Origin of the sequence: Nocardia brasiliensis IFM 10847, assembly GCF_000710915.1 — a bacterium.
In the GTDB taxonomy this organism is placed as follows: domain Bacteria; phylum Actinomycetota; class Actinomycetes; order Mycobacteriales; family Mycobacteriaceae; genus Nocardia; species Nocardia brasiliensis_A.
Genome location: NZ_BAUA01000119.1, coordinates 1 through 19,988 on the forward strand (window position 1 = coordinate 1; position 19,988 = coordinate 19,988).

General features: G+C 69.8%; 18 protein-coding genes. 5 read left to right on the forward strand and 13 right to left on the reverse strand.

Features of this window, described 5'->3' with window-relative positions:
- The 9 genes from octT to NBRGI_RS25690 all read right to left on the reverse strand — a co-directional run.
- Positions 1 to 537 (reverse strand): diglucosylglycerate octanoyltransferase (octT, locus tag NBRGI_RS25650; protein ID WP_029899771.1); only part of this gene is annotated, 537 nt, incomplete at its 3' end.
- Between the two features lie 382 nt (positions 538 to 919).
- On the reverse strand, positions 920 to 1,579 hold the full coding sequence (locus tag NBRGI_RS25655) for a histidine phosphatase family protein (protein WP_051066532.1): 660 nt from the start codon (positions 1,577 to 1,579) through the stop codon (positions 920 to 922).
- A gap of 27 nt (positions 1,580 to 1,606) precedes the next feature.
- On the reverse strand, positions 1,607 to 2,023 hold the full coding sequence (gene rsfS, locus NBRGI_RS25660; RefSeq protein WP_029899772.1) for a ribosome silencing factor: 417 nt from the start codon (positions 2,021 to 2,023) through the stop codon (positions 1,607 to 1,609).
- Between the two features lie 26 nt (positions 2,024 to 2,049).
- Positions 2,050 to 2,691: a nicotinate-nucleotide adenylyltransferase gene (nadD, locus tag NBRGI_RS25665; RefSeq protein ID WP_014982670.1), complete on the reverse strand. Its 642-nt coding sequence runs from the start codon at positions 2,689 to 2,691 to the stop codon at positions 2,050 to 2,052.
- Between the two features lie 86 nt (positions 2,692 to 2,777).
- Positions 2,778 to 4,778: a hypothetical protein gene (locus tag NBRGI_RS25670; protein ID WP_235211099.1), complete on the reverse strand. Its 2,001-nt coding sequence runs from the start codon at positions 4,776 to 4,778 to the stop codon at positions 2,778 to 2,780.
- 2 nt (positions 4,779 to 4,780) lie between these two features.
- Complete coding sequence (locus NBRGI_RS25675) at positions 4,781 to 6,631, reverse strand: HSP90 family protein (RefSeq protein ID WP_029899774.1); 1,851 nt, start codon at positions 6,629 to 6,631, stop codon at positions 4,781 to 4,783.
- Between the two features lie 63 nt (positions 6,632 to 6,694).
- Positions 6,695 to 8,122, reverse strand: a complete 1,428-nt coding sequence (locus NBRGI_RS25680) for a vWA domain-containing protein (protein WP_029899775.1) — start codon at positions 8,120 to 8,122, stop codon at positions 6,695 to 6,697.
- Positions 8,123 to 8,125: 3 nt separating this feature from the next.
- Positions 8,126 to 9,010 (reverse strand): AAA family ATPase, encoded by an 885-nt coding sequence (locus NBRGI_RS25685; RefSeq protein WP_029899776.1) that lies wholly within the window; start codon positions 9,008 to 9,010, stop codon positions 8,126 to 8,128.
- Positions 9,011 to 9,062: 52 nt separating this feature from the next.
- On the reverse strand, positions 9,063 to 10,328 hold the full coding sequence (locus NBRGI_RS25690) for a glutamate-5-semialdehyde dehydrogenase (RefSeq protein ID WP_029899777.1): 1,266 nt from the start codon (positions 10,326 to 10,328) through the stop codon (positions 9,063 to 9,065).
- Positions 10,329 to 10,407: 79 nt separating this feature from the next.
- Here NBRGI_RS25690 and NBRGI_RS25695 point away from each other — a divergent pair, with 79 nt between their 5' ends.
- The 4 genes from NBRGI_RS25695 to NBRGI_RS25710 all read left to right on the forward strand — a co-directional run bounded on the left by NBRGI_RS25695 (position 10,408) and on the right by NBRGI_RS25710 (position 15,186).
- A complete protein-coding gene (locus NBRGI_RS25695) occupies positions 10,408 to 11,283 on the forward strand; it encodes a ribokinase (RefSeq protein ID WP_029899778.1) in 876 nt (291 codons plus the stop codon).
- 162 nt (positions 11,284 to 11,445) lie between these two features.
- Positions 11,446 to 12,813, forward strand: coding sequence for a glutamine synthetase family protein (locus tag NBRGI_RS25700; protein WP_029899779.1), 1,368 nt, complete (start codon positions 11,446 to 11,448; stop codon positions 12,811 to 12,813).
- Position 12,814: 1 nt separating this feature from the next.
- On the forward strand, positions 12,815 to 13,885 hold the full coding sequence (locus NBRGI_RS25705; RefSeq protein ID WP_029899780.1) for an amidohydrolase family protein: 1,071 nt from the start codon (positions 12,815 to 12,817) through the stop codon (positions 13,883 to 13,885).
- Positions 13,886 to 13,962: 77 nt separating this feature from the next.
- Positions 13,963 to 15,186: an RtcB family protein gene (locus NBRGI_RS25710; protein ID WP_029899781.1), complete on the forward strand. Its 1,224-nt coding sequence runs from the start codon at positions 13,963 to 13,965 to the stop codon at positions 15,184 to 15,186.
- Positions 15,187 to 15,236: 50 nt separating this feature from the next.
- Here NBRGI_RS25710 and NBRGI_RS25715 read toward each other — a convergent pair whose 3' ends face one another.
- Both NBRGI_RS25715 and NBRGI_RS25720 read right to left on the reverse strand, forming a co-directional pair.
- The gene (locus NBRGI_RS25715) at positions 15,237 to 15,719 is read right to left on the reverse strand and encodes a hypothetical protein (RefSeq protein WP_029899782.1); all 483 of its coding nucleotides are present in this window, start codon (positions 15,717 to 15,719) and stop codon (positions 15,237 to 15,239) included.
- Between the two features lie 64 nt (positions 15,720 to 15,783).
- A complete protein-coding gene (locus NBRGI_RS25720) occupies positions 15,784 to 16,923 on the reverse strand; it encodes a GGDEF domain-containing protein (RefSeq protein WP_029899783.1) in 1,140 nt (379 codons plus the stop codon).
- A gap of 281 nt (positions 16,924 to 17,204) precedes the next feature.
- On the opposite strand from NBRGI_RS25720, the gene NBRGI_RS25725 reads away from it, so the two are divergent.
- Positions 17,205 to 19,328, forward strand: a complete 2,124-nt coding sequence (locus NBRGI_RS25725; protein WP_029899784.1) for a RecQ family ATP-dependent DNA helicase — start codon at positions 17,205 to 17,207, stop codon at positions 19,326 to 19,328.
- A 97-nt stretch (positions 19,329 to 19,425) separates the two neighbouring features.
- Here NBRGI_RS25725 and NBRGI_RS25730 read toward each other — a convergent pair whose 3' ends face one another.
- Together NBRGI_RS25730 and NBRGI_RS25735 are read right to left on the reverse strand one after the other, a co-directional pair.
- Entirely contained in the window at positions 19,426 to 19,734 is a 309-nt protein-coding gene (locus NBRGI_RS25730; RefSeq protein ID WP_029899785.1) for a hypothetical protein, read from the reverse strand.
- Complete coding sequence (locus NBRGI_RS25735; RefSeq protein WP_029899786.1) at positions 19,731 to 19,970, reverse strand: DUF6364 family protein; 240 nt, start codon at positions 19,968 to 19,970, stop codon at positions 19,731 to 19,733. Before NBRGI_RS25735 ends, NBRGI_RS25730 begins: the two co-directional genes overlap by 4 nt.
- Positions 19,971 to 19,988: the final 18 nt, after the last annotated feature.

Consider the following 19,988-nt stretch of genomic DNA (forward strand, 5'->3'; position numbering starts at 1 on the left):
GCGCCCGGTGTGTACGCGTCCGTAGGCCGCGCAGTCGTGCACCGACGGCAGCACCGCGACGAACGGCAGGTCGGGTCGCAGCTGAGCCAGCGCTTCGCGCGACTGCTCCAGGTAGTCGACACTCACCTTCGGCGGAAGTGCCACGGGGCGACCGAGTTTCGAGAGTTTGGGCTGCAGCCAGTTGTAAGTCGCGCGGACCCCGCGGCGCACGCCGGACGGGCGCACGTACCGGATCAGTTCGCGCAGCGCGGTCGGCAGCGGCGAGGGCAGCGAGTCCATCCCGCCGACCGCGAAGACCACCGCATGCGCGCGCGGCACGGCCGCCCACACGCGCGGGTCACCGATCAACGCCCAGTAGGCGTCTCGGCAGGTCCAGCCGATCCGGCCGACCAGTTCGACGTCCCAGCCGAGTTCGGCGCCGACGAGATTGGGCCAGATCTGCGGATGATCCGCGGGCAGACCGCCTTTGGGCCCGAAGTACGACAGCGAATCGGCGATCACCAGCAGCACCGGTCGCTCGTCGGACGAATCGGCCACGGCCTGCGGTTGCCCGGACACATCCAGGGCGTCGGCCGCGGATTCGGCGATCAACTCGGCCGCGCCGACCACCTCGGCGACCGGAGCATCGAGATCCTCGGATTCCGCTGTGCCCGTGTCGGGCTCGGCCGCCACGACCGAACCGACAGCGGTGCCGCGTACTTCAGCGGGCGGGTCCACCGAACTGGCGGGCCGGGCGGAGTCGTCCGCGTCGGCGGTTCCCTGCGCGTCTTGCGCACCCGAATCCGTTCCGTCGGAGTCTGTTTCGGTCGCCGCGGCCGGGGCTACCGGCGGCGGGCCGAACAGCGCATCCGGGATCGAACGTTCCGGTTTCGCCGAAGCTTTCCGGAACAGTTCGTCCGGCACCTGCCGAATCGGATCTTCAGAGGACATCCGGGGCCACCTTCGCAGCTGCGTTCCACACGTCGAGACGCCAGCCGGGCTGGTCGATGCTCGGACCGTGGCTGCTGAGCTGCACCCAGCTGGTATTGGCCAGTCCACCGAGGACCGGCCAGTTGGCTGGCGGCAGGTCGAGCAGCGCGGCCGTGAGGCCTGCGATCAGCCCGCCGTGCGCCACCAGGATGATAGTCCGGCCCGGCCAGTCCTGCCGCTCGACGAGTAATTCCCGCACGACCGGCAGCGCCCGTGCGCCGACCTCCAGTTTGGTCTCGCCGTTGGGCGGCCGAAAGCCGGGGTTACGACGCCATTCCAGGCGCGCGCCGGGGTAATCGGCGTCCACCTCCAGATGCGTCAGGCCTTCCCAGTCACCGAGATCGGTTTCGCGTAGCCGCTGATCGGGCACCACATCCAGCGCGGTGTGCTCGGCCAGCGCGGACGCGGTGTCGAAGGCGCGCCGCAGATCCGACGAGACGATGGCGATGGCATTGCGGGAAACGAGTTCGCGCGCCGCCTCTTTCGCCTGCCTGCGACCGAGTTCGGTGAGATCGGTATCGATCTGCCCCTGCATCCGGTCGGCGGCGTTCCATTCGGTCTGGCCGTGGCGCAACAGGATCAACGTGCGCACGCTGGCATATTTGTTCACGACTGCCACCCGGCTACTCCCCCTCGTTCACTCGGCGTCGCTGTCCGCGTCACCGTTCACCGCCGCGGGCCGGTTCTCCGGCGCGCCGATGCCGTCCACCGGCACCACCGGGCAGTCTTTCCACAACCGTTCCAGCGCATAGAAATTGCGCTCGTCGTTGTGCTGGATGTGCACCACGACGTCGACGTAGTCGAGCAGCGCCCAGCGCCCCTCCCTGGTGCCTTCGCGCCGCACCGGCTTGTGCCCGGCTTCGCGCAGCTTCTCCTCGACGTTGTCGACGATGGCGTTCACCTGGCGCTCGTTCGGCGCGGAGGCGATGACGAAGCAGTCGGTGATCACCAGCTGCTCCGACACGTCGAGCACCACGACGTCGGTGGCCAGCTTCTCGTCCGCCGCCAGCGCAGCAACCTGCGCGATCTCGACCGACTCGACCGATGCCGTCATGCCCGCCCCTCGCTACGCATTTTCACTCAGCTACCTTCCGCTTCTGCGGCCTCGTACAGGTGCCGCTTCGATATGTACTGCACCACGCCATCGGGGACGAGGTACCACACCGGCCGGTTCTCGGCGGCGCGGCGACGGCATTCGCTCGACGAGATCGCCAGCGCGGGGATTTCGATCATGGTCACCGCGTCGGCCGGCAGGTCGCGCAGATGCTCTTCGAGATGATCGGTATTCAGTTCATACCCCGGACGGCTCACCCCGACAAACCTCGCCAGTTCGAACAGTTCCGCCCAATCCTGCCATGTCAGGATGTTGGCCAGCGCATCCGCTCCGGTGATGAAGAACAGCTCGGCGTCGGGATGCTTGCTGCGCATCTCGCGCAGGGTGTCGACGGTGTAGGTGACTTTCTCCCGGTCGATGTCCGCGCGACTGACCGAGAAGCTCGGATTGGAGGCGGTCGCGATCACGGTCATCAGGTAACGGTCCTCGGCGGGGCTGACCTGTTTGTCCGCCTTCTGCCACGGCTGACCGGTGGGAACGAAGATCACCTCGTCGAGGTCGAACCGGTCGGCGACCTCGCTGGCGGCGACCAGGTGACCGTGGTGGATGGGGTCGAAGGTGCCGCCCATCACACCCAGTTTGCGGCCGCGCCGGCCTGTCTCTTGCATGAGTGCCGAGCTTAACCGGTCGGCTGCCGGTCGCCGGGGCCGGTAAGCCGCGGACCGGCGGCTGCGGGCAACCGCCCGCAGCCGCGCTATTCGCCGGATGCTTCCCCGTCCAGCATTTCGTCCAGCTGTCTGCGCGTCTCCGCGAGTTCGTCGCTCACCTCCGCGCTCGGGGCGGCCTGCTCGAGCTCCACGATCAGGGCGTGCATCGCCCGGAACCACGGCCGGTCCGGTTCGGCGCCGTAGCCCCACAGCTGCAACCAGGCCGCCGAGCGCACGCACCGGGTCCGAGACACCACCTCGCCGAGTTCCCCGAACAGTTCGGCGGCGCGCAGATACGCCGCCAGCGCCTCCTCGGGGCGTTCGCAATAGTCCAGCGCCGTCGCGGCGGACCAGGCCAGTTCGGCGTGCAGCGCGCGCCGTTCGGGATCACGCTCCACCAGCCGGGCGCCCTCGGCGAACTGACGCGCGGCCTCCTCGTACCGGTGCAACGCCTTCAGTGACGCGCCGAACTGCGCGCGCACGGTGGCCAGTTCGGCGGCCGGATAGGGCACATCGGCCGTCATGACTTCCTCGAACAGCGCGACGGCCTCGCCGTGCCGGGCCGCCCGGTGGAAGGCCCGCGCCGCGATCACCGTGTGATGCAGCAGATCCGGTTCGGACAATCCCTCCCAGCGCGCGCCCGCGCGCACCGCCGCGTCGGCCAGGTCCAATTCGCGACCGTGTTGTCCGGCCAGGGCGATGACGAGCTGGGAACTGAGCCGGGCCAGATGCTCGGCGGGCAAGACCGCGACACCGATCGCCAGCGCCTCGCGCAGATGCCCTTCGGCCGCGGCCGGCGCGGCGGCGAGTTCCGCGGTGCCGAGTTCGGCGAGCCGCAGCGCTTCGGCCCGGCGGTCGTCGGCCGAGCTGCCCGCCCATTCCGCGGCGACCACCGTGCGTTCGACGCAGTCCGCGGCGGCGATCTCGTCCACCGCGGCACGCACGCTGACCACCTCGAGCTGCTTGCTGCGCAGTCCGAGCGGCAGCCGTTCCACCAGTGGTTGCGCGGCCAACCGCGCGGCGATCCGGGTGCTCACCGCGGTGTTGCCGTTGCGCAGGTCGTACCGGGTGCACAGGCCGGCGATCTCCGTATCGAGTTCGGCCAGCAGCGAATACGCGGTCCCGCTGCCGATGGGCAGATAGCCCAGGCCCAGGGTTTGCAATCGGCGCAGCAGGACGCTCACGCCGGTGATGAACGCGAGCCGCGCGCCGACGTCCGCACCGGGCTCGGTGAGCCAGCGGGAGTGCTCGGCGAGAATCTCCAGCCCGCGCCCCTCGTTCCCGGTGAGCGCGCAGAATTCGATGTGCTGGGCCACCGACGGCCGCAGACTGTCGCTGTGCCGCACCAGCGGATACCCCGTGAGGTGCGCACCCCGTGCCTCGGCGATGCGCCCGGTGCGCAGCAGCGGCAACAGCGCCTGCGCCAGCACCCGATGCGGCTCCTCGCTACAGCTGTGCGCCCCGTCGAGCACCGACTGCCAGTGCGCGAGCGCGGCTTCGTCGTCGCCGAGAGCCGCACTGCCGGTACCCCATTCGTTGCGTTCGCAGGCTTCGCAGTCGGACATGCCGTCACGGGGCGCGGCCATGGCCTGCTCGTGCAGCCGGGCGCCCTGCTCGGCATCGCCGAGCTTGCGGGCCAGCTCACCGCGCAGCGCGAGCACCGGTCGCAGACTGTAACCGCGCTGCCGGTACCGATTTTCGAGCTCTTCGAACCAGCGGTGCACGGTCGGCAGCGGGATCGCCGGATTGTCGATCAGCCCCCAGGTCATCCATTTCAGGTACCAGTGCACCGAATACGTCAGCGGACCCAGCTCGGCCGGGTACTGGTCGTAGATCTGCAGCAGTCGGCCGTAGGCGACCGGCGCGAGGTCGCGCTCGCTCGCATAGGTGTAGGACTCGGCAAGCTCCAGCAGCACCCGTCCTTCGAGGTGCCGGTCGGTGGCCGATTTGGCCGCTGCCGCAAGCATTTCCAGCCGTTCGACGCGAAGCCGACCGTGCGGCAACGAATAGACCTGCGCCAGCGCGTCCTTGATCTCGGCGGTGTCCACGTTCACTCCGTCTCGTCGCCGGTGCCGGTGGCACGACGCGTTGCCCAGCTGAGGAATTCGCCGAAGGCGCGGTTGAGCAGCGCGGTGTCGGCGGGCCGCAGCGGGCGGTGGGTCATCAGCAGGGCCTGGCCGTACAGCGATTCCACCGCGGTCTTCAGGAACGCGGAGTCGCTGATCCGGGACAGCCTGCGCACGATCGGGCTGTGGTGGTTCAGCACGAGCTGAGCACGCGGTGCGGCCGCATCGAGCGCACCGAGGATCTCCGACCACAGCTCGTCCGCGCCGAGCGCGGTCTCGGCCCTGGTGCGCTCGTTGCGCGCGGCCCGGCCGTCCAGGTACAGCGCGGGTACCGAAAGCGGATGGAAGGCACGCAGAATCACGTCGCAGGACAGGGGATCGAGCACCGCGCGGGCCGTGGTCAGAACCGGGGTCAAGGCCAGTTCCTCGGCGGGGTCGACCGGATCGAGCGCTGCCGTAAGGGTGTTCACGTCGAGGTCGACCACCTCCACATCGGGTAGTAGTCGCGGTAGCAACGCCACCAGTTCCCGGTCGTAGGCGTAGCCGCCGTTGACGATGCCGATGCCCTGCGCGGCCGCGGTCGAGGCCACCTGACGGAACTCTTCCACCGTCGAGGTGATCCGGATGACCGGGTGGTTACGCGCGAAGTCGGCGAGCGGTACCCGGCCGTCGGTGGTCTCGAAGTGCAAGTGCGGCAGCATGATCCGGAACAGTTCGGGCGAATGCCGGGCCATCGCCTTGACCCCGAGCGCGTGCACCGCGAGGAACGCGGCCAGGCGTTGCGGCTGCTCGGCGGCGATCTCGGTGAGCCAGTCGCGCACCCGATCGCCGAGCACCTCGCGGATGATGGCGAGCCGCTCGTCCTCGTAGAGCCCTTCGCGAGAGGCGGTCGGTCGCAACGAGTCGGTGTCGATCACGCAGCGCACGAAGAACGCCCAGTCCGGCAGCAGGCCGCGGACGGCGTCACCGAGCAGCATGCCCTTCAGGTAGACCCGGTGCGCGCTGCTCTCGGCCGGATTGCCCGGCTGGGCAAGGACATACGCGACACCGGTGACCCCCGCGAGCTCCGCGTCCAGGTCGATCACGTCCAGCGGCGCGAAACCGAGTGTGCGCTCACCGAATTCGAGCAGCGCCGCCCGGCGCTCGGCCTGGGACGGATAGTCGCGATGCCACACCGCGGGCCCGTCGGTGACCGGCACGATGATGCCGTCGGACTCGACCGTCACCGCATACGGCAGCAGCGAACCGAATTCGCGGGCGAGCTCGATCACCCGGCGCGGCGCGAACCACGACTCGGCGCCCGCCCGCGGGGTGAGCCGCACCGTCGTGCCCGGCTCGGGATAGGCCTTCGGCTCCAGCACGCGCACCGAGTAGGTGCCGTCGGCGGCGGCCAGCCATTCGACCGGCGGGGCGGCGGGGTCCGCGGCGGAGCGGGTGACCACCTGGATCGTCTCGGCCACCGTGAAGCAGGCCAGCAGGCCGATCCCGAACTGCCCGAGGAACTCGCGGCGCGCGCCCTCGATCTCGTCCCGCTTCGAGGAGCGGCCGATGGTGGCCAGGAAGCGGTGCACGTCCGCCTCGGTGAGCCCCACCCCGGGATCGGCGATCCGCAGGCCGCGCTCGTCCACACCGATCCGAATCGCGGTGGGCGCCAGCCGGTCTCGCGCGGCCCGCGCCGTGACGGCGTCCACCGCGTTCTGCAGCAGCTCGCGCAGATAGACGCGCGGGCTCGAGTACAAGTGGTGCGACAGTAAATCGACGATCCCCCGTAGATCCACCTGGAACGCATAACTGTCCGCCACCGCCGCCGCCCCGTTCGGCGTTCTTTCCACCATGGCTGGCGATCCTGCCCGAACGGCCCAATGGTTCTCTTAACGATCGCTGATGGCGGCCGATCGTTACACCGGGAGCAGGCGCGATACCACCGCGGTCAACTGCCGGGCCGAGCGGCATTCGTGCATCTCGATGACATCCTGGTACTTATCGGCGGCCGAATCGCCCGAACCCCAGTTGGTGCGCATCTCCGGATTGAGCCAGTGCGCGTGCTTGGCGGTGCGCACGAGCGACCGCAGCGTCTCCAGGTCGGGATCGCGGTAGTTGGTGCGTGCGTCGCCGAGGATCAGCAGCGAACTGCGCGCGGTGACCGCGTCGGGGTAGTTCCTGGCGAAGCTGGCGAGCGCGTTGCCGTAGTCGGAATGCCCGTCCATGCCGACTACGCCGGCCTCGGTGAAGATCCGCGCCATCGCCTTGTCCAGCTGGGTGCGCGGATCGAAGAACCGGGTCACCTCGTCGGTCTGATCGACGAACGCGAAAATCCTTACCCGCGAAAACTGTTCACGCAACGCGCTGACCAGCAGCAGGGTGAAATTGCTGAAGCCGGCCACCGAGCCGGACACATCACACAGCAGCACCAACTCCGGTCGACCGGGGCGCGGCTTGCGGTTCACCAGATCGATCGGGACGCCGCCGGTGGACATCGACTTGCGCAGCGTCTTGCGCAGATCGATCTCGCCGCGCCGGGAATGCCTGCGCCGCACCGCGAGTCGCGAGGCGAGAACGCGAGCCAGCCGCTGCGTGCTGCGCCGCATCTCGGCGAGTTCGGATTCGGAGGCGCGCAGGAAGTCGACATCCTCGGATTGCCGTGCGACGCCATAACTGGCGACGCGCTCGCGACCGATCCGCTCGGCCACCCGCCGCCGGGTCTCGGCCTCCACCGACGCGCGGAACCCGTCGATGCGCCCGCGGGCGGTGCGCCGGGCGATCTCGGTGTCGAACGCGCTGACGTCCGGCCCGGCCGCGAGCCCGGCCAGGATCTTGGCCAGCAAGGTCTGCGGCTGAACGTCTTTCAGGGCTTGATAGGCCGAGAACGAGGAACCGCTGGCCGACTGGTACTGACCGAGTTGATCGACGAGCTGGGCGGCGAGTGCTTCGAGTCGTGCCTCGGCCGATTCCTCGGTCAGCAACTGCGCGAGCAATTCGCGCAGCGCCGCGATATCCACCTCGCCCGCCGCGTTGCGCGGGATCTCCACCTCGTCCCGCGCGGCGGTGCGCTCCCCCAGCGCCACTGGAAACCACAGATCGAACAAGCCGTCGAACGTCGCGCGGTGCGTGGTCCGGCGCAGTAGGGCGCAGGCGAGACCTTCGCGCAGCACGTCACGGTCGAGCAGGTCGAGCACGGTGACCACGCGGCCCGCGTCCACCGTCTCCGACGGACCCACCGGGATGCCGCGCTCGCGCAGCGCCTCGACGAACCCGACCAGGTGGCCGGGCAGTCCGTGCGGCGCGTGCAACTCCGGTTCCGGCGCGGGCAGCGATCGCGCGGGCATCGGTCAGGCCAGCTTCAGCTCGGCCAGCGCACGCTGGTGATCACTCTGGTGTTTGAGCACCACGCCGAGCGTGGCGCGCACCGTGGTGTCGTCCAGATCGTGCAGGCCGAGCGCGAGCAGCGTGCGGCCCCAGTCGATCGATTCGGCGACCGAGGGCAGCTTCTTCAGTTGCATGCCGCGCAGCACGTGCACGATCCGCACCAGCTGGGCGGCGACGGCGGCGGACAGCTCCGGCACCCGGCTGGCCAGGATGCGGCGTTCCAGTTCCTCGTCCGGGAAATCCAGGTGCAGGTACAGGCAGCGCCGCTTGAGCGCCTCGGACAGTTCGCGGGTGGCGTTGGAGGTGAGCACCACGAACGGCTTGCGGCTCGCGGTGATGGTGCCCAGTTCCGGCACGGTCACCGCGAAATCGCTGAGCACCTCGAGCAGCAGGCCCTCGATCTCGACATCGGCCTTGTCGGTCTCATCGATCAGCAGCACGGTGGGCTCACTGCGGCGGATCGCGGTGAGCAACGGCCGCGACAGCAGGAACTCCTCGGTGAAAACGTCGGCTTTCGTTTCTTCCCAGTCGTTTTCGCTGGACGCCTGGATACGCAGGATCTGCTTGGCGTGATTCCACTCGTACAGCGCGCGGGCCTCGTCGACCCCTTCGTAGCACTGGAGGCGGACCAGTTCGGCGGCGGAAGTCTGCGCGACCGCGCGCGCCAGCTCGGTCTTGCCGACGCCCGCCGGACCCTCGATGAGCAGCGGTTTGCCCAGCCGGTCGGCGAGGAACACCGAGGTGGCCGTGGCCTTGTCGGCGAGATAGCCCGTTTCGGCGAGCCGATCGATCACATCCTCGACCGAGGTGAAGATCGGCTCCTGGGGCGTCTCGGGAATGGGGGCCACGTGCAGTCCTTCCTTCGGAGGCGAACGGAATGCGGACCGCTCGCCCCTCTACTTATACGGGCCGAATCTGGCCCTCGCCCCACACGATCCACTTGGTGGAGGTCAGCTCCGGTAGTGCCATCGGGCCGCGGGCGTGCAGCTTCTGGGTCGAGATGCCGATTTCGGCGCCGAAGCCGAACTGCTCGCCGTCGGTGAACGCGGTGGACGCGTTCACCATCACGGCCGCGGCGTCGACCCGGCTGGTGAATTCGCGGGCCGCGGCGATCTCGCCGGTGACGATGGCCTCGGTGTGCCCGGTGCCCCAGGTGTTGATGTGGTCGATGGCCGCGTCCAGGCCGTCCACCACCTTGAGCGCGATATCGAGGGTGAGGTACTCCTCGCCCCAGTCCTTGTCGTTCGCCGGCACCAACCCGGGCAGGTCGCCGTGCACGGTGACGCCGTGCCGCTCCAGCGCCTCGATCAGCTTCGGCACCGCGGTGGTGGCGATGGCGTCGTCGATGAGGACGGTCTCGGCGGCATTGCAGACGCTCGGCCGGCGGGTCTTGGCGTTGAGCAGGATCTGCTCGGCCATGTCCAGGTCGGCGGCGGCGTGCACGTAGACGTGGCAGTTACCGGTGCCGGTCTCGATGGTCGGCACCTGCGCGTCCCGGACCACGGCGTTGATCAGGCCCGCGCCGCCACGCGGAATGACCACGTCCACCAGGCCGCGGGCCTGGATGAGGTGAGTGACGCTGGACCGGTCCGCGCTGGGCAGCAGCTGCACGGCGTCGGCCGGAAGATCCTGTGCGACAAGCGCGTCCCGCAGCACGGTGACCAGCGCGGCATTGGAGTGCGCCGCCGAGGACGAGCCGCGCAGCAGCGCCGCGTTGCCGGACTTGAGGGTGAGCCCGAAGGCGTCCACCGTCACGTTCGGCCTGGCCTCGTAGACCATGCCGACCACCCCGAGCGGCACCCGGACCTGCCTGGTCTCCAGACCGTTGGGCAGCACCGAGCCGCGCACCACGGTCCCGACCGGGTCGGGCAGCCCCGCCACCTGGCGCAGCCCGGAGGCGATGCCGTCGATCCGGGACTTCGTCAACCGCAACCGGTCCAGCAGCGAATCCTCGGTGCCCGCGGATTTCGCCGCCATCAGGTCCTCGGCGTTGGCATCGAGGACGGTGTCGGCCGCCGCGAGCAGTGCGTCGGCGGCCGCGTGCAGCGCCTCGTTCTTCTGCGCCGTGGTCAGCTGGGCGAGCACCCGCGACGCGACCCGAGCCTTGCGCGCGGCCTCGTGCACCGCCTCGCGGACATCCACGTCGGACGCCGTTTCTACCGTCATGGCTACAGCCTACTGACCCGGCTCAGGGCGAATCCCACCACTCGGCGCGACGGCCGAGGCAGGGCCTAACCTCGACGGCATGGCCGAAAAGACGGACGTTGCCTCGATCGCGGTGCTCGGCAGTATCAACATGGACCTGGTGACGACGACGCGGCGGCGGCCGGTGCCCGGGGAGACGGTGCTCGGGACGGGGTTCGCGATGGTGCCGGGCGGGAAGGGGTCGAATCAGGCCATCGCGGCGCAGCGGGCAGGTGGGTCGGTGCGGTTCGTGGGCGCGGTCGGTGACGACGTGTTCGCGGACGAACTGCGGCGAGCGCTGACGGATGCCGCCGTGAACGTGGATCGGCTGCGTACCGTGGCCGGCCCGAGCGGGGTCGCCGCGATCGTGGTGGACGACGGCGGCGAGAACAGCATCATCGTGGTGGGCGGGGCGAACGCCCGGTTGACCGAGCTGACCGACGAAGACCTCGCGGTCATCGCCGACGCCGATATCCTGCTGTGCCAGTTGGAGATCCCGATCGAGACGGTCGCCGCGGCGGCCCGGCATGCCAGGACGAACGGCACGACGGTGCTGCTCAACCCCTCACCGGCGCAACCGCTCCCCGCCGAGCTCTGGGCGAATATCGATGTGGCAGTGGTCAATTCGGGTGAAGCCGAGCAACTCGGCGCCGAGCTGGACCCGGTGGCGCACGTGGTGATCACCCGTGGCGGCGAGGGCGCGGTCTACCGCGGGCCGAACAGCGAGATCACCGAGCCCAGCCCGCACGTCGAGGTCGTCGACACCACCGGCGCGGGCGACACCTTCACCGGCGCGCTCGCCGCGGCCTGGCACCGCGGCCCCCGATGGGCGCTGAACTGGGCGGTCACCGCGGGCGCCCTGGCCACCACCAAACTCGGCGCCAGCACCTCCATCCCCACCGCGGCGGAGATCACCGGGGCGCTCGTCGCCGAGTAGCCGAAACACACCCGGTCGACGGGCGACCCGGCGAACGGTGGATCGTGCCCGGCCGACGACCGCCGGAACGGCCCGCGGCCGCACGCGAATCCCCTGGGCGACACCGGGTTCGACCCGTCGGGTTATTCCCCCGGCCGGACCCGCGGGCTATCGTTGACGTTCATGCCGACCATGCCGGAGCGCATACCGTCCGAGGACGACCACGAGGCACTGATCGGCAGGGTGGACGCCGATATCGTCGCCCTCACCTTCGTCGACAATGCCGGGATCACCAGGGTGAAAACCGTGCCGATGCGCCGGCTCGCGCAGGCGGCGCGGTTCGGCGTCGGGGTCTCGCCCTGCTTCGAAACCTTCGCGTTCGACGACCTGATGACGGTCGGCGAATATCTGGGCGGCCCGGACGGCGACCTGCGGCTGGTCCCGGATCTGTCCGTGCTCACCGAACTCGCCTGCCAACCCGGCTGGGCCTGGGCGCCCGCCGACAAATACACCCAGGACGGCACGGCGTTCGTGGCCTGCCAGCGCGGGTTCGCCACGCGTCAGGCCGCCGCGGCCCGCGCGGCGGGGCTGCGGCTGTCCCTGGCGTTCGAGACCGAGTGGTCCGTCGGCCAGGACACCACCGAGTTCACCCCCGCCATCCACGGGCCCGCCTACGGCCTGGTGCGGCTCGGGCAGGTCGCCGACTACGCGCGCGAACTCGTCGCGGTGCTGGAACGGCAAGGCATCCTCGTGGAGCAGTTCCATCCCGAGTACGCACCCGGCCAACTGGAACTGTCGGTGCAGCCCTGCGACCCGGTCGGCGCCGCCGACGACGCGATCCTGGTGCGGCACACCATCCGGCAGGTGAGCACGCAGTACGGCTGGCGCGCCCAACTCGCCCCCTGTATCGATCCCGCCGGTGCCGGTTCCGGTGCGCACCTGCACTTTTCGGCGCTGGACGACGACGGTCCGCTGTTCGCCACCGGCGAGGGCCCCTACGGCATGCGCGCGAACGGCGAGGCCTTCCTCGCCGGAATCCTTCGGGAACTGCCCGCATTGGTCGCGGTCGGCGCGGGTAATCCGGCCAGTTTCCTGCGCCTGGTGCCGTCCCGCTGGGCTGGGGCCTGGCAGTGCTGGGGCCGGGAGACCCGCGAAGCGGCACTGCGTTTCGTCACCGGAGTGCGCGGGACCGAAGAGTGGGCGGCCAACGCCGAGGTCAAATGCTTCGACGCGACCGGGAATCCGTATCTGATCGTGGGGTCGATCATCGCGGCCGGGCTGGCCGGGATCGCCGAGGGGCTGCGGCTGCCCGCCGAGATCACCGGCGACCCGGTGGATTTCGACGCCGAACGCTTGATGATCGCCGGCGTACGGCGGTTGCCGACCAACTCCGGCGAAGCCGCCGAGCGTTTGGCCGATTCCACGGTGCTCGCCGACGCGATGGGCCCCGAACTGCACGACGCCCTGCTCACCGTGCGCCGCGCCGAAGCAGCGCGCTACCGCGACACCAGCCCGGAAGAGCTTGTCGCACTGACCCGTTGGCGGTTCTGACGTGCTGACCGACGGACTCACCCTGACCGATCACCACTGCCACGGCGTGGTGCCCGCCGATCTCGATCGGCCCGGTTTCGAGCAATTGCTCAGCGAAGGGCCGACCGGCACCTTCGATTCCACCATCGGGCTCGCCGTCCGCCGCTGGTGCGCACCGGCCCTCGACCTGCCGCCGCATGTGGGCGCGGATGCCTACCTGTCCCATCGGGCCGAGCTGGGCTGGCGCGAGACCGCGGTCCGTCTGCTCCGCGCGACCGGGACGACCAGCTGGTTCCTCGACACCGGATACGGTGGCGGCACAGCGGATTTCGGCGCGCTCACCGACGGCGAGGTGCGCGAGATCGTGCGCATCGAACAGGTCGCGGAGCAGGTGATCGCCGAGGTCGGTGCGGGCCGGAAGGTCTTCGAGCAGATCGAATCGCGGCTGCGGGCGCGGGCGCGCGACGCGGTGGGGCTCAAGACCGTCGTGGCCTATCGGTGTGGCCTGGACTTCCCGCTGCGGGATCGGCCGCCGCGCGCGGTCCTGCCCGAACGCAGGCTCGCCGACCCCGACCTGCTCGGCTGGCTGGTCTGTCTCGGCGCGCGGATCGGCGCCGAATACGGTCTGCCACTGCAGTTCCACACCGGCTTCGGCGATACCGATCTGCGGCTGCACCGGGCCGATCCGTTGTTGCTCACCGACTTTCTGCGCAAGACCGCGGACACCGGCCTGACGGTGATGCTGTTGCACTGCTGGCCGTTCCATCGCAACGCCGCGTACCTGGCGCACGCGTTCACCCATGTCCGGATGGATGTCGGGCTCACCGTGCCGTACGTGGGGCACCGCGCTCAGGCGGTGCTGGCCGAAGCCCTGGAGCTGGCACCGTTCCGGTCGCTGTGCTACTCCTCGGACGGCTACGGACTACCGGAGCTGCACTATCTCGGCGCGCTCTGGTGGCGGCGCGGCCTCGGGCGGCTCCTGGACGAGTGGATCGCCGACGACGTGATCACCACCACCGACGCCGAACGCCTCGCCGCAGGCATCGCCCACAGCAACGCCGAGGCGGCGTACCCGAGCACACCGGCGCGGTGAACCGGCATTTAATCGAGTGCACTGCGCAGACCTGATCCCTACCGTTGAGCAGTAACTACAACGAGAGGATCGAACCGATGTTTCCCGTCGAGCTGCGCGGTACCCGGGCGCAGACGCTGATGTGGGCCGAGGAGCACGCCGTCGAACAGGCGGCGCTGCAACAGCTGCGGAATATCGCCGCGCTGCGCTGGGTCCACGGCGTCCGCGTGATGCCGGACGTGCACCTCGGCAAAGGCGCGACGGTCGGTTCGGTGATCGCGATGAAGGACGCGGTGTCCCCCGCCGCGGTCGGTGTGGACATCGGCTGTGGCATGGAGAGCGTCAAGACCGACCTCACCGCCGCCGACCTGCCCGACGACCTGCGGTCGCTGCGGTCGCGGATCGAGGCGGCCGTGCCGGTGGGCTTCTCCGCGCACGACGATGCGGTCAACGTGGCCGAGCTCGGCGCCGAAGTCACCGCGTCGGGTGCGAGCACCGCGACCCTGCGCACGGGCTGGGATCGCTTCTGGGGTTCGTTCGCCTCGCTGGACGAAGGCGTGCGGGCACGAGAGTCCAAGGCGCACAAGCAGATGGGCACGCTGGGCGGCGGCAACCACTTCATCGAGATCTGCCTCGACCAGGACGACGCGGTGTGGATCCTGCTGCATTCGGGCAGCCGCAACATCGGCAAGGAACTCGCCGAACGGCACATGGCCGTCGCGCGCACGCTGCCGCACAACGTCGACCTGCCCGATCGCGATCTGGCGGTGTTTCTTTCCGGCACACCGGAAATGGCGGCCTACCGGCGCGACCTGACCTGGGCGCAGGAATACGCCGCGCGTAATCGCGCGGTGATGCTCGCCCTGGTCTGCCGGGCGGTACGGGACGAATTCGCCGCGCGCGAAGTACGTTTCGAGCAGCCGATCTCCTGCCACCACAACTACGTGGCGGAGGAACTCATCGACGGCGTTCCGATGCTGGTGACCCGTAAGGGTGCGGTGCGGGCCGGCGCGGGCGATCTCGCGCTGATCCCGGGTTCGATGGGCACCCGCTCATATGTGGTGCGCGGCAAGGGAAACCCGGCCTCGTTCCAGTCGGCCTCGCACGGCGCGGGTCGGCGGATGAGCCGGAACGCGGCGAAGAAGCAGTTCACCGTCGCCGACCTGGTCGCGCAGACCGAGGGCGTCGAGTCCCGCAAGGACGCCGGTGTGGTGGACGAGATCCCGGCCGCCTACAAGGACATCGACGAGGTGATCGCCGCACAGCGGGATCTGGTCGACGTCGTCGCGACGCTACGGCAGGTGCTGTGCGTCAAGGGCTGAGCCGTTGACTCCGGGCCGCGCGCACCACATCGTGGGCGCGCGGCCCGGATCTACCTGCGCCGCAGGGTGGCCGCGATCGCGGCGCCGATCAGGAACATGCCGGTGATCAGCGCGAAGCCGTTCAGCACCCAATTGTGCAGGGCCAGATGGAAATCGTCGGACAGCTCCGGCAGATTCTCGATCTGCCGGTAGGTGTCCTCCGGGAACAGGATCTGCAGCAGGCCGGGGATCAACCCCCACACCAGCCCCGCGATGGCCGTACCGACCGGCGAGAACGCGGCCAGCGCGGCGACCAGGAACAGCAGCACCGCGCCGCCGATGATCTGGAAGTTCGAACCCCACCGGTCGGCGGCGGTGCCCAGGAGCACCCACTGCCGGGTGTCCAGTGCACCGTGCGCGGCCAACCCGATCCCGATCGGCGTCACCACCAACCCGACCACCGACCCGATCAGCGTCCGCCCGAAGCCGCTGCGGGTCTGGAACTGCGTGCCCGGCGGTGACCAGCCCGCGGGTGGCTGATAGTTGCTCGACATGGTTGCCCTCCTGCGGGTCCCCGGCGCCGGGAATCTTCCCAGTCCTATTCTCCCCCGGCGTCCGTCACGCCGAGTCGCGAGTGTCGAGGCCGTACAGCGCGGCGATGTTCTCGACCACGACGGTGTTGCCGCCCCGCTGTTTCGCCTGATACATCGCGCTGTCCGCACAGCGGATCAGATCCTGCACCAGCCGGCGGGTGCGGTGGAAGCCGACCACGTCCGCCTCGCCGATCGACAGGCCGATGCTGGCGGTCACCGAGATCGATCCCATCGGCGCGGCGAGGGCGGCGCGCAACCGCTCCGCGGCGTCGAGCGCGTCGGGCAGCGACAGGCGCGCGACGATCGCGAATTCCTCACCGCCGAGCCGGGACACGATGCTGTCCGCCGGTGCGTTGTGCAGCAACCGTTCCGCGGTCGACACCAGCACCTTGTCTCCCGCGTGGTGTCCGAAGGTGTCGTTGACGACCTTGAACCGATCCAGGTCGGCCATCAGGACACAGACCGGAACCGGGCCGGGACGGGCGACCACCAGCGAGGAGTGGTATTCGAAACCGCGCCTGCTGAGCAACGTCGTCAGCGGATCGGACAGCATGTCGGTGCGCAGCACCCAGTAACAGAACTGCAGGCCCGGCGCCACCACCGTCGCCGCGACCATGCCGAGGATCATGATGGCCGCCGAGGCCGGGTCGCCCTCGCCGAACAGCGGCACGGCGAGCACCACGGCCGAGGCGAGCGACCACGCGGTGTGCACAGCGAGCAGCCGCGGACTGTGGAAAGCGCTGACATAGATGCCGACGATCAGCAGGAGCAGCATGCCGACCGAGCGCACCACGTAACCGGGGCTCAGCAGACAGACCACCGTGACGCACACGTCGCCCGCCGCGATGAGGACCAGCGATTCCAACACGTTCGGCCAGGGCAGAAACCACCAGCGCGCGACCCACACGACCGACAGCGCCGCGATGCACCAGAGCACCGTCCGGCCGAGGAGCGTGTCCGGGCCCGCCGGCGAGGTCACGGTGAGCACGCTGATGAACGGTGTTGCCAGGCCGCACAATCCGATCGCGATCTTCACCACCCCGAGCGCGGAGCGGGACTCCAGCGCGTTCACCACCCAGCGATAGTCGACGCCGTCGCGCCACCAGTCCCGCAGCAGTTGGAGGTGGCCGGTCAGCGCCGCACCTCGTTTGCTCCGCTCGTTCATTGCCACAAGTCCTCGGCGTCGACGAATCCTCGTATCTCCACGAAAAGCGCACCCGATGCGGTGAATACCGCCACCTGACGCCGGACTCGACCCGGCGACGTCACAGCAATTCAGGCAGTGTAAGGCACATCACGACTTCTGAACCCCGGATATACCGACCGTTTCGAACGGGATTCGGCGCGTCGCCCGCGCCGGTGGTAATGGACGCGACATGCGCGCAGGGGGGCGGGCGGACGCGACGCGCGCCAGGTGTGTCGGTACCGTCGGGCACGATGGAGCGCATGACCACGGCGACCGATGTCCCGGCGATCGACCTCACCGCACCCGACCTGCGCGAGCGCGCGGAAGCGCTGCTGCGCGAGCTGGCCGGTCCGCAGGCCCGGCTACGGGAGGATCAGTGGACCGCGATCGAGGCGCTGGTGGTGCAGCGGCGCCGGGCACTCGTGGTGCAGCGCACCGGCTGGGGTAAGTCGGCGGTGTACTTCATCGCCGCGAAGCTGCTGCGAGGCGCCGGCCGTGGCCCGACGGTCATCGTGTCCCCGCTGCTGGCGCTGATGCGCAACCAGGTCGCGGCGGCGCAGCGGGCGGGAGTGGTTGCCGCGACCATCAATTCGGGCAATATGACCGAATGGGATGAAATACATACCCAGGTCGCGGCGGGCGCGGTCGACGTACTGCTGGTCAGCCCGGAACGGCTGAACAATCCGGACTTCCGCGACCAGGTGCTGCCCAAGCTCGCCGCCGACGCGGGTCTGGTGGTGATCGACGAGGCGCACTGCGTGTCGGACTGGGGTCACGACTTCCGGCCCGATTACCGCCGCATCCGGACCCTCATCGCCGACCTCGGCTCCGAGGTGCCGGTCCTGGCCACCACCGCGACCGCCAACGATCGCGTGGTCACCGACGTGGCGACCCAGATCGGCACCGACACTCTGGTGTTGCGCGGCACCCTCGACCGCGAATCGCTGCACCTGTCGGTGGTGCGCTTCGACGACGCGGTGGAACGCACCGCATGGCTCAGCGCACAGCTGCACCGGTTGCCCGGCTCGGGCATCGTCTACACCCTCACCGTCGCCGCCGCACACGACCTGGCCGACGTGCTGAACTCGCACGGGCACACGGTCGCCGCGTACACCGGCCAGACCGATCCGGCCGAACGCGAAGCGCTGGAAGCGGCGCTGCTGAACAACGAGGTGAAGGCGCTCATCGCCACCTCGGCGCTCGGCATGGGCTTCGACAAGCCCGATCTCGGCTTCGTCGTGCACGTCGGTGCGCCGTCCTCGCCCATCGCCTACTACCAGCAGGTGGGTCGCGCGGGTCGCGGCACCGCCCGAGCCGAGGTGGTGCTGCTGCCCGGTCCGGAAGACGCGCGGATCTGGAGTTACTTTGCCTCCGTAGCGTTTCCGCGCGAGCACATCGTGCGGGCGGTACTCGACGCGCTCGACACCGACCGCCCGCTGTCCACCGTCGCGCTGGAACCGATGGTGGAGCTGAACCGGTCCCGCCTGGAGATGGTGCTCAAGGTGCTGGACGTGGACGGCGCGGTGCGCCGGGTACGCGGCGGCTGGCTCAGCACCGGGCAGCCGTGGACCTACGACACCGAACGCTACGAGCGGTTGTCCGCGGCCAGGGAGGTCGAACAGCAGGCGATGATCGACTACCAGTCGACCGCCGAATGCCGGATGGAGTTCCTGCGCCGCCAGCTCGACGATCCCGGATTGCCCGCGGCGCCGACGGATTCGCCCGGCTGCGGGCGGTGCGACAACTGCACCGGCGCCCGTCCCGATGTCTCGGTGGACGCCGCGGCGGTCGCCGCGACCCGGGCCCGCCTCGATCGGCCCGGACTCGACCTCAGCCCGCGCAAGCAGTGGCCGACGGGTATGGCGAAACTCGGTGTTCCGTTGTCCGGCAAGATCACCGACGGCGCCGAGACCGGCCGGGTGCTCGGCAGGTTGACCGACCTCGGCTGGGGCCAGCGCCTGCGCGCCCTGCTCGACGGGCCCGACGACCCGATCCCCGACGCGGTCTTCGACGCCTGTATCGCCGTACTGCGCGACTGGAACTGGACGACCCGCCCCACCTCCGTCATGGCCCTCGCCTCCCCGCGCTACCCGGTGCTCACCGCCACGCTCGCCGCCCGCCTCGCCGAAGTGGGACGCCTCGACGATCTGGGTACGCTGCCGACGCGTCCCGACCGTCCCCCGGTCTCCGCCGCCAACTCCGCGCACCGCGTCGCGGGCCTCTACGACTCCTGGGACGTCCCCGACCTCACCGCCGTCGAGGGCCCGATTCTCTTGGTGGACACCCTGTCCGACACCGGCTGGACCCTGACCCTCGCCGCCCACGCCCTGCGCAAGGCAGGCGCCGACGCCGTCCTCCCCTTCGCCCTCGCCTCGGTGACCTAGCGGGACACGCCGGCCGCAGCGCCACAGGCCGACCGCTGCGCCACCGGCCGACCGCTGCGCCACCGGCCGACCGCTGCGCCACCGGCCGGGCGCTGCGCTACAGGCTGAGGGTGGCGCGGAGGCGGGCGTCGAGGGATTCGCACTCGGCGGCGGTGAGTTCGCCGAGGTGCTCGGCGAGCCAGGGGCGGTAGGCGCGGTGCAGTTCGAGGGTGTCGGCCCAGCCGTGTTCGGTGTGCGTGGCGAGCACGTGGCCGGGGTCTGCCTCGCGAAGCGGGACGACGTGCAGCCAGCGGTACGGGGACGTGATCACCGCGGAATCGGAGACCAGCACCACCGTCATGCGTCTGGGCAGCGGGGTGCCGTCGCTGAGCGCCGGAGAGTAACGCCAGATCTGTCCGCGCCTCATGCCGCGCCGCGGGCGTCGGCTTCGGCGGCCTCGGTGACGTGCACGTCGTCGTAGGCGGCGGCGCGTTCGGCTTCCTCGTCGACGGCGAGCTTGGCCAGGCTGTCGTGCACGAGCGCGGACCGCAGCGACGCGTTGATCACTGCGGAAAGGCTGCGTTTCTGCTGGTCGGCCGCCTGTTTCGCCCACTCGGCCACCTGCGGGTCCAACGTCACCGTGACACGCGTCGCCTTGCTCATACTCACATGCATACCAGA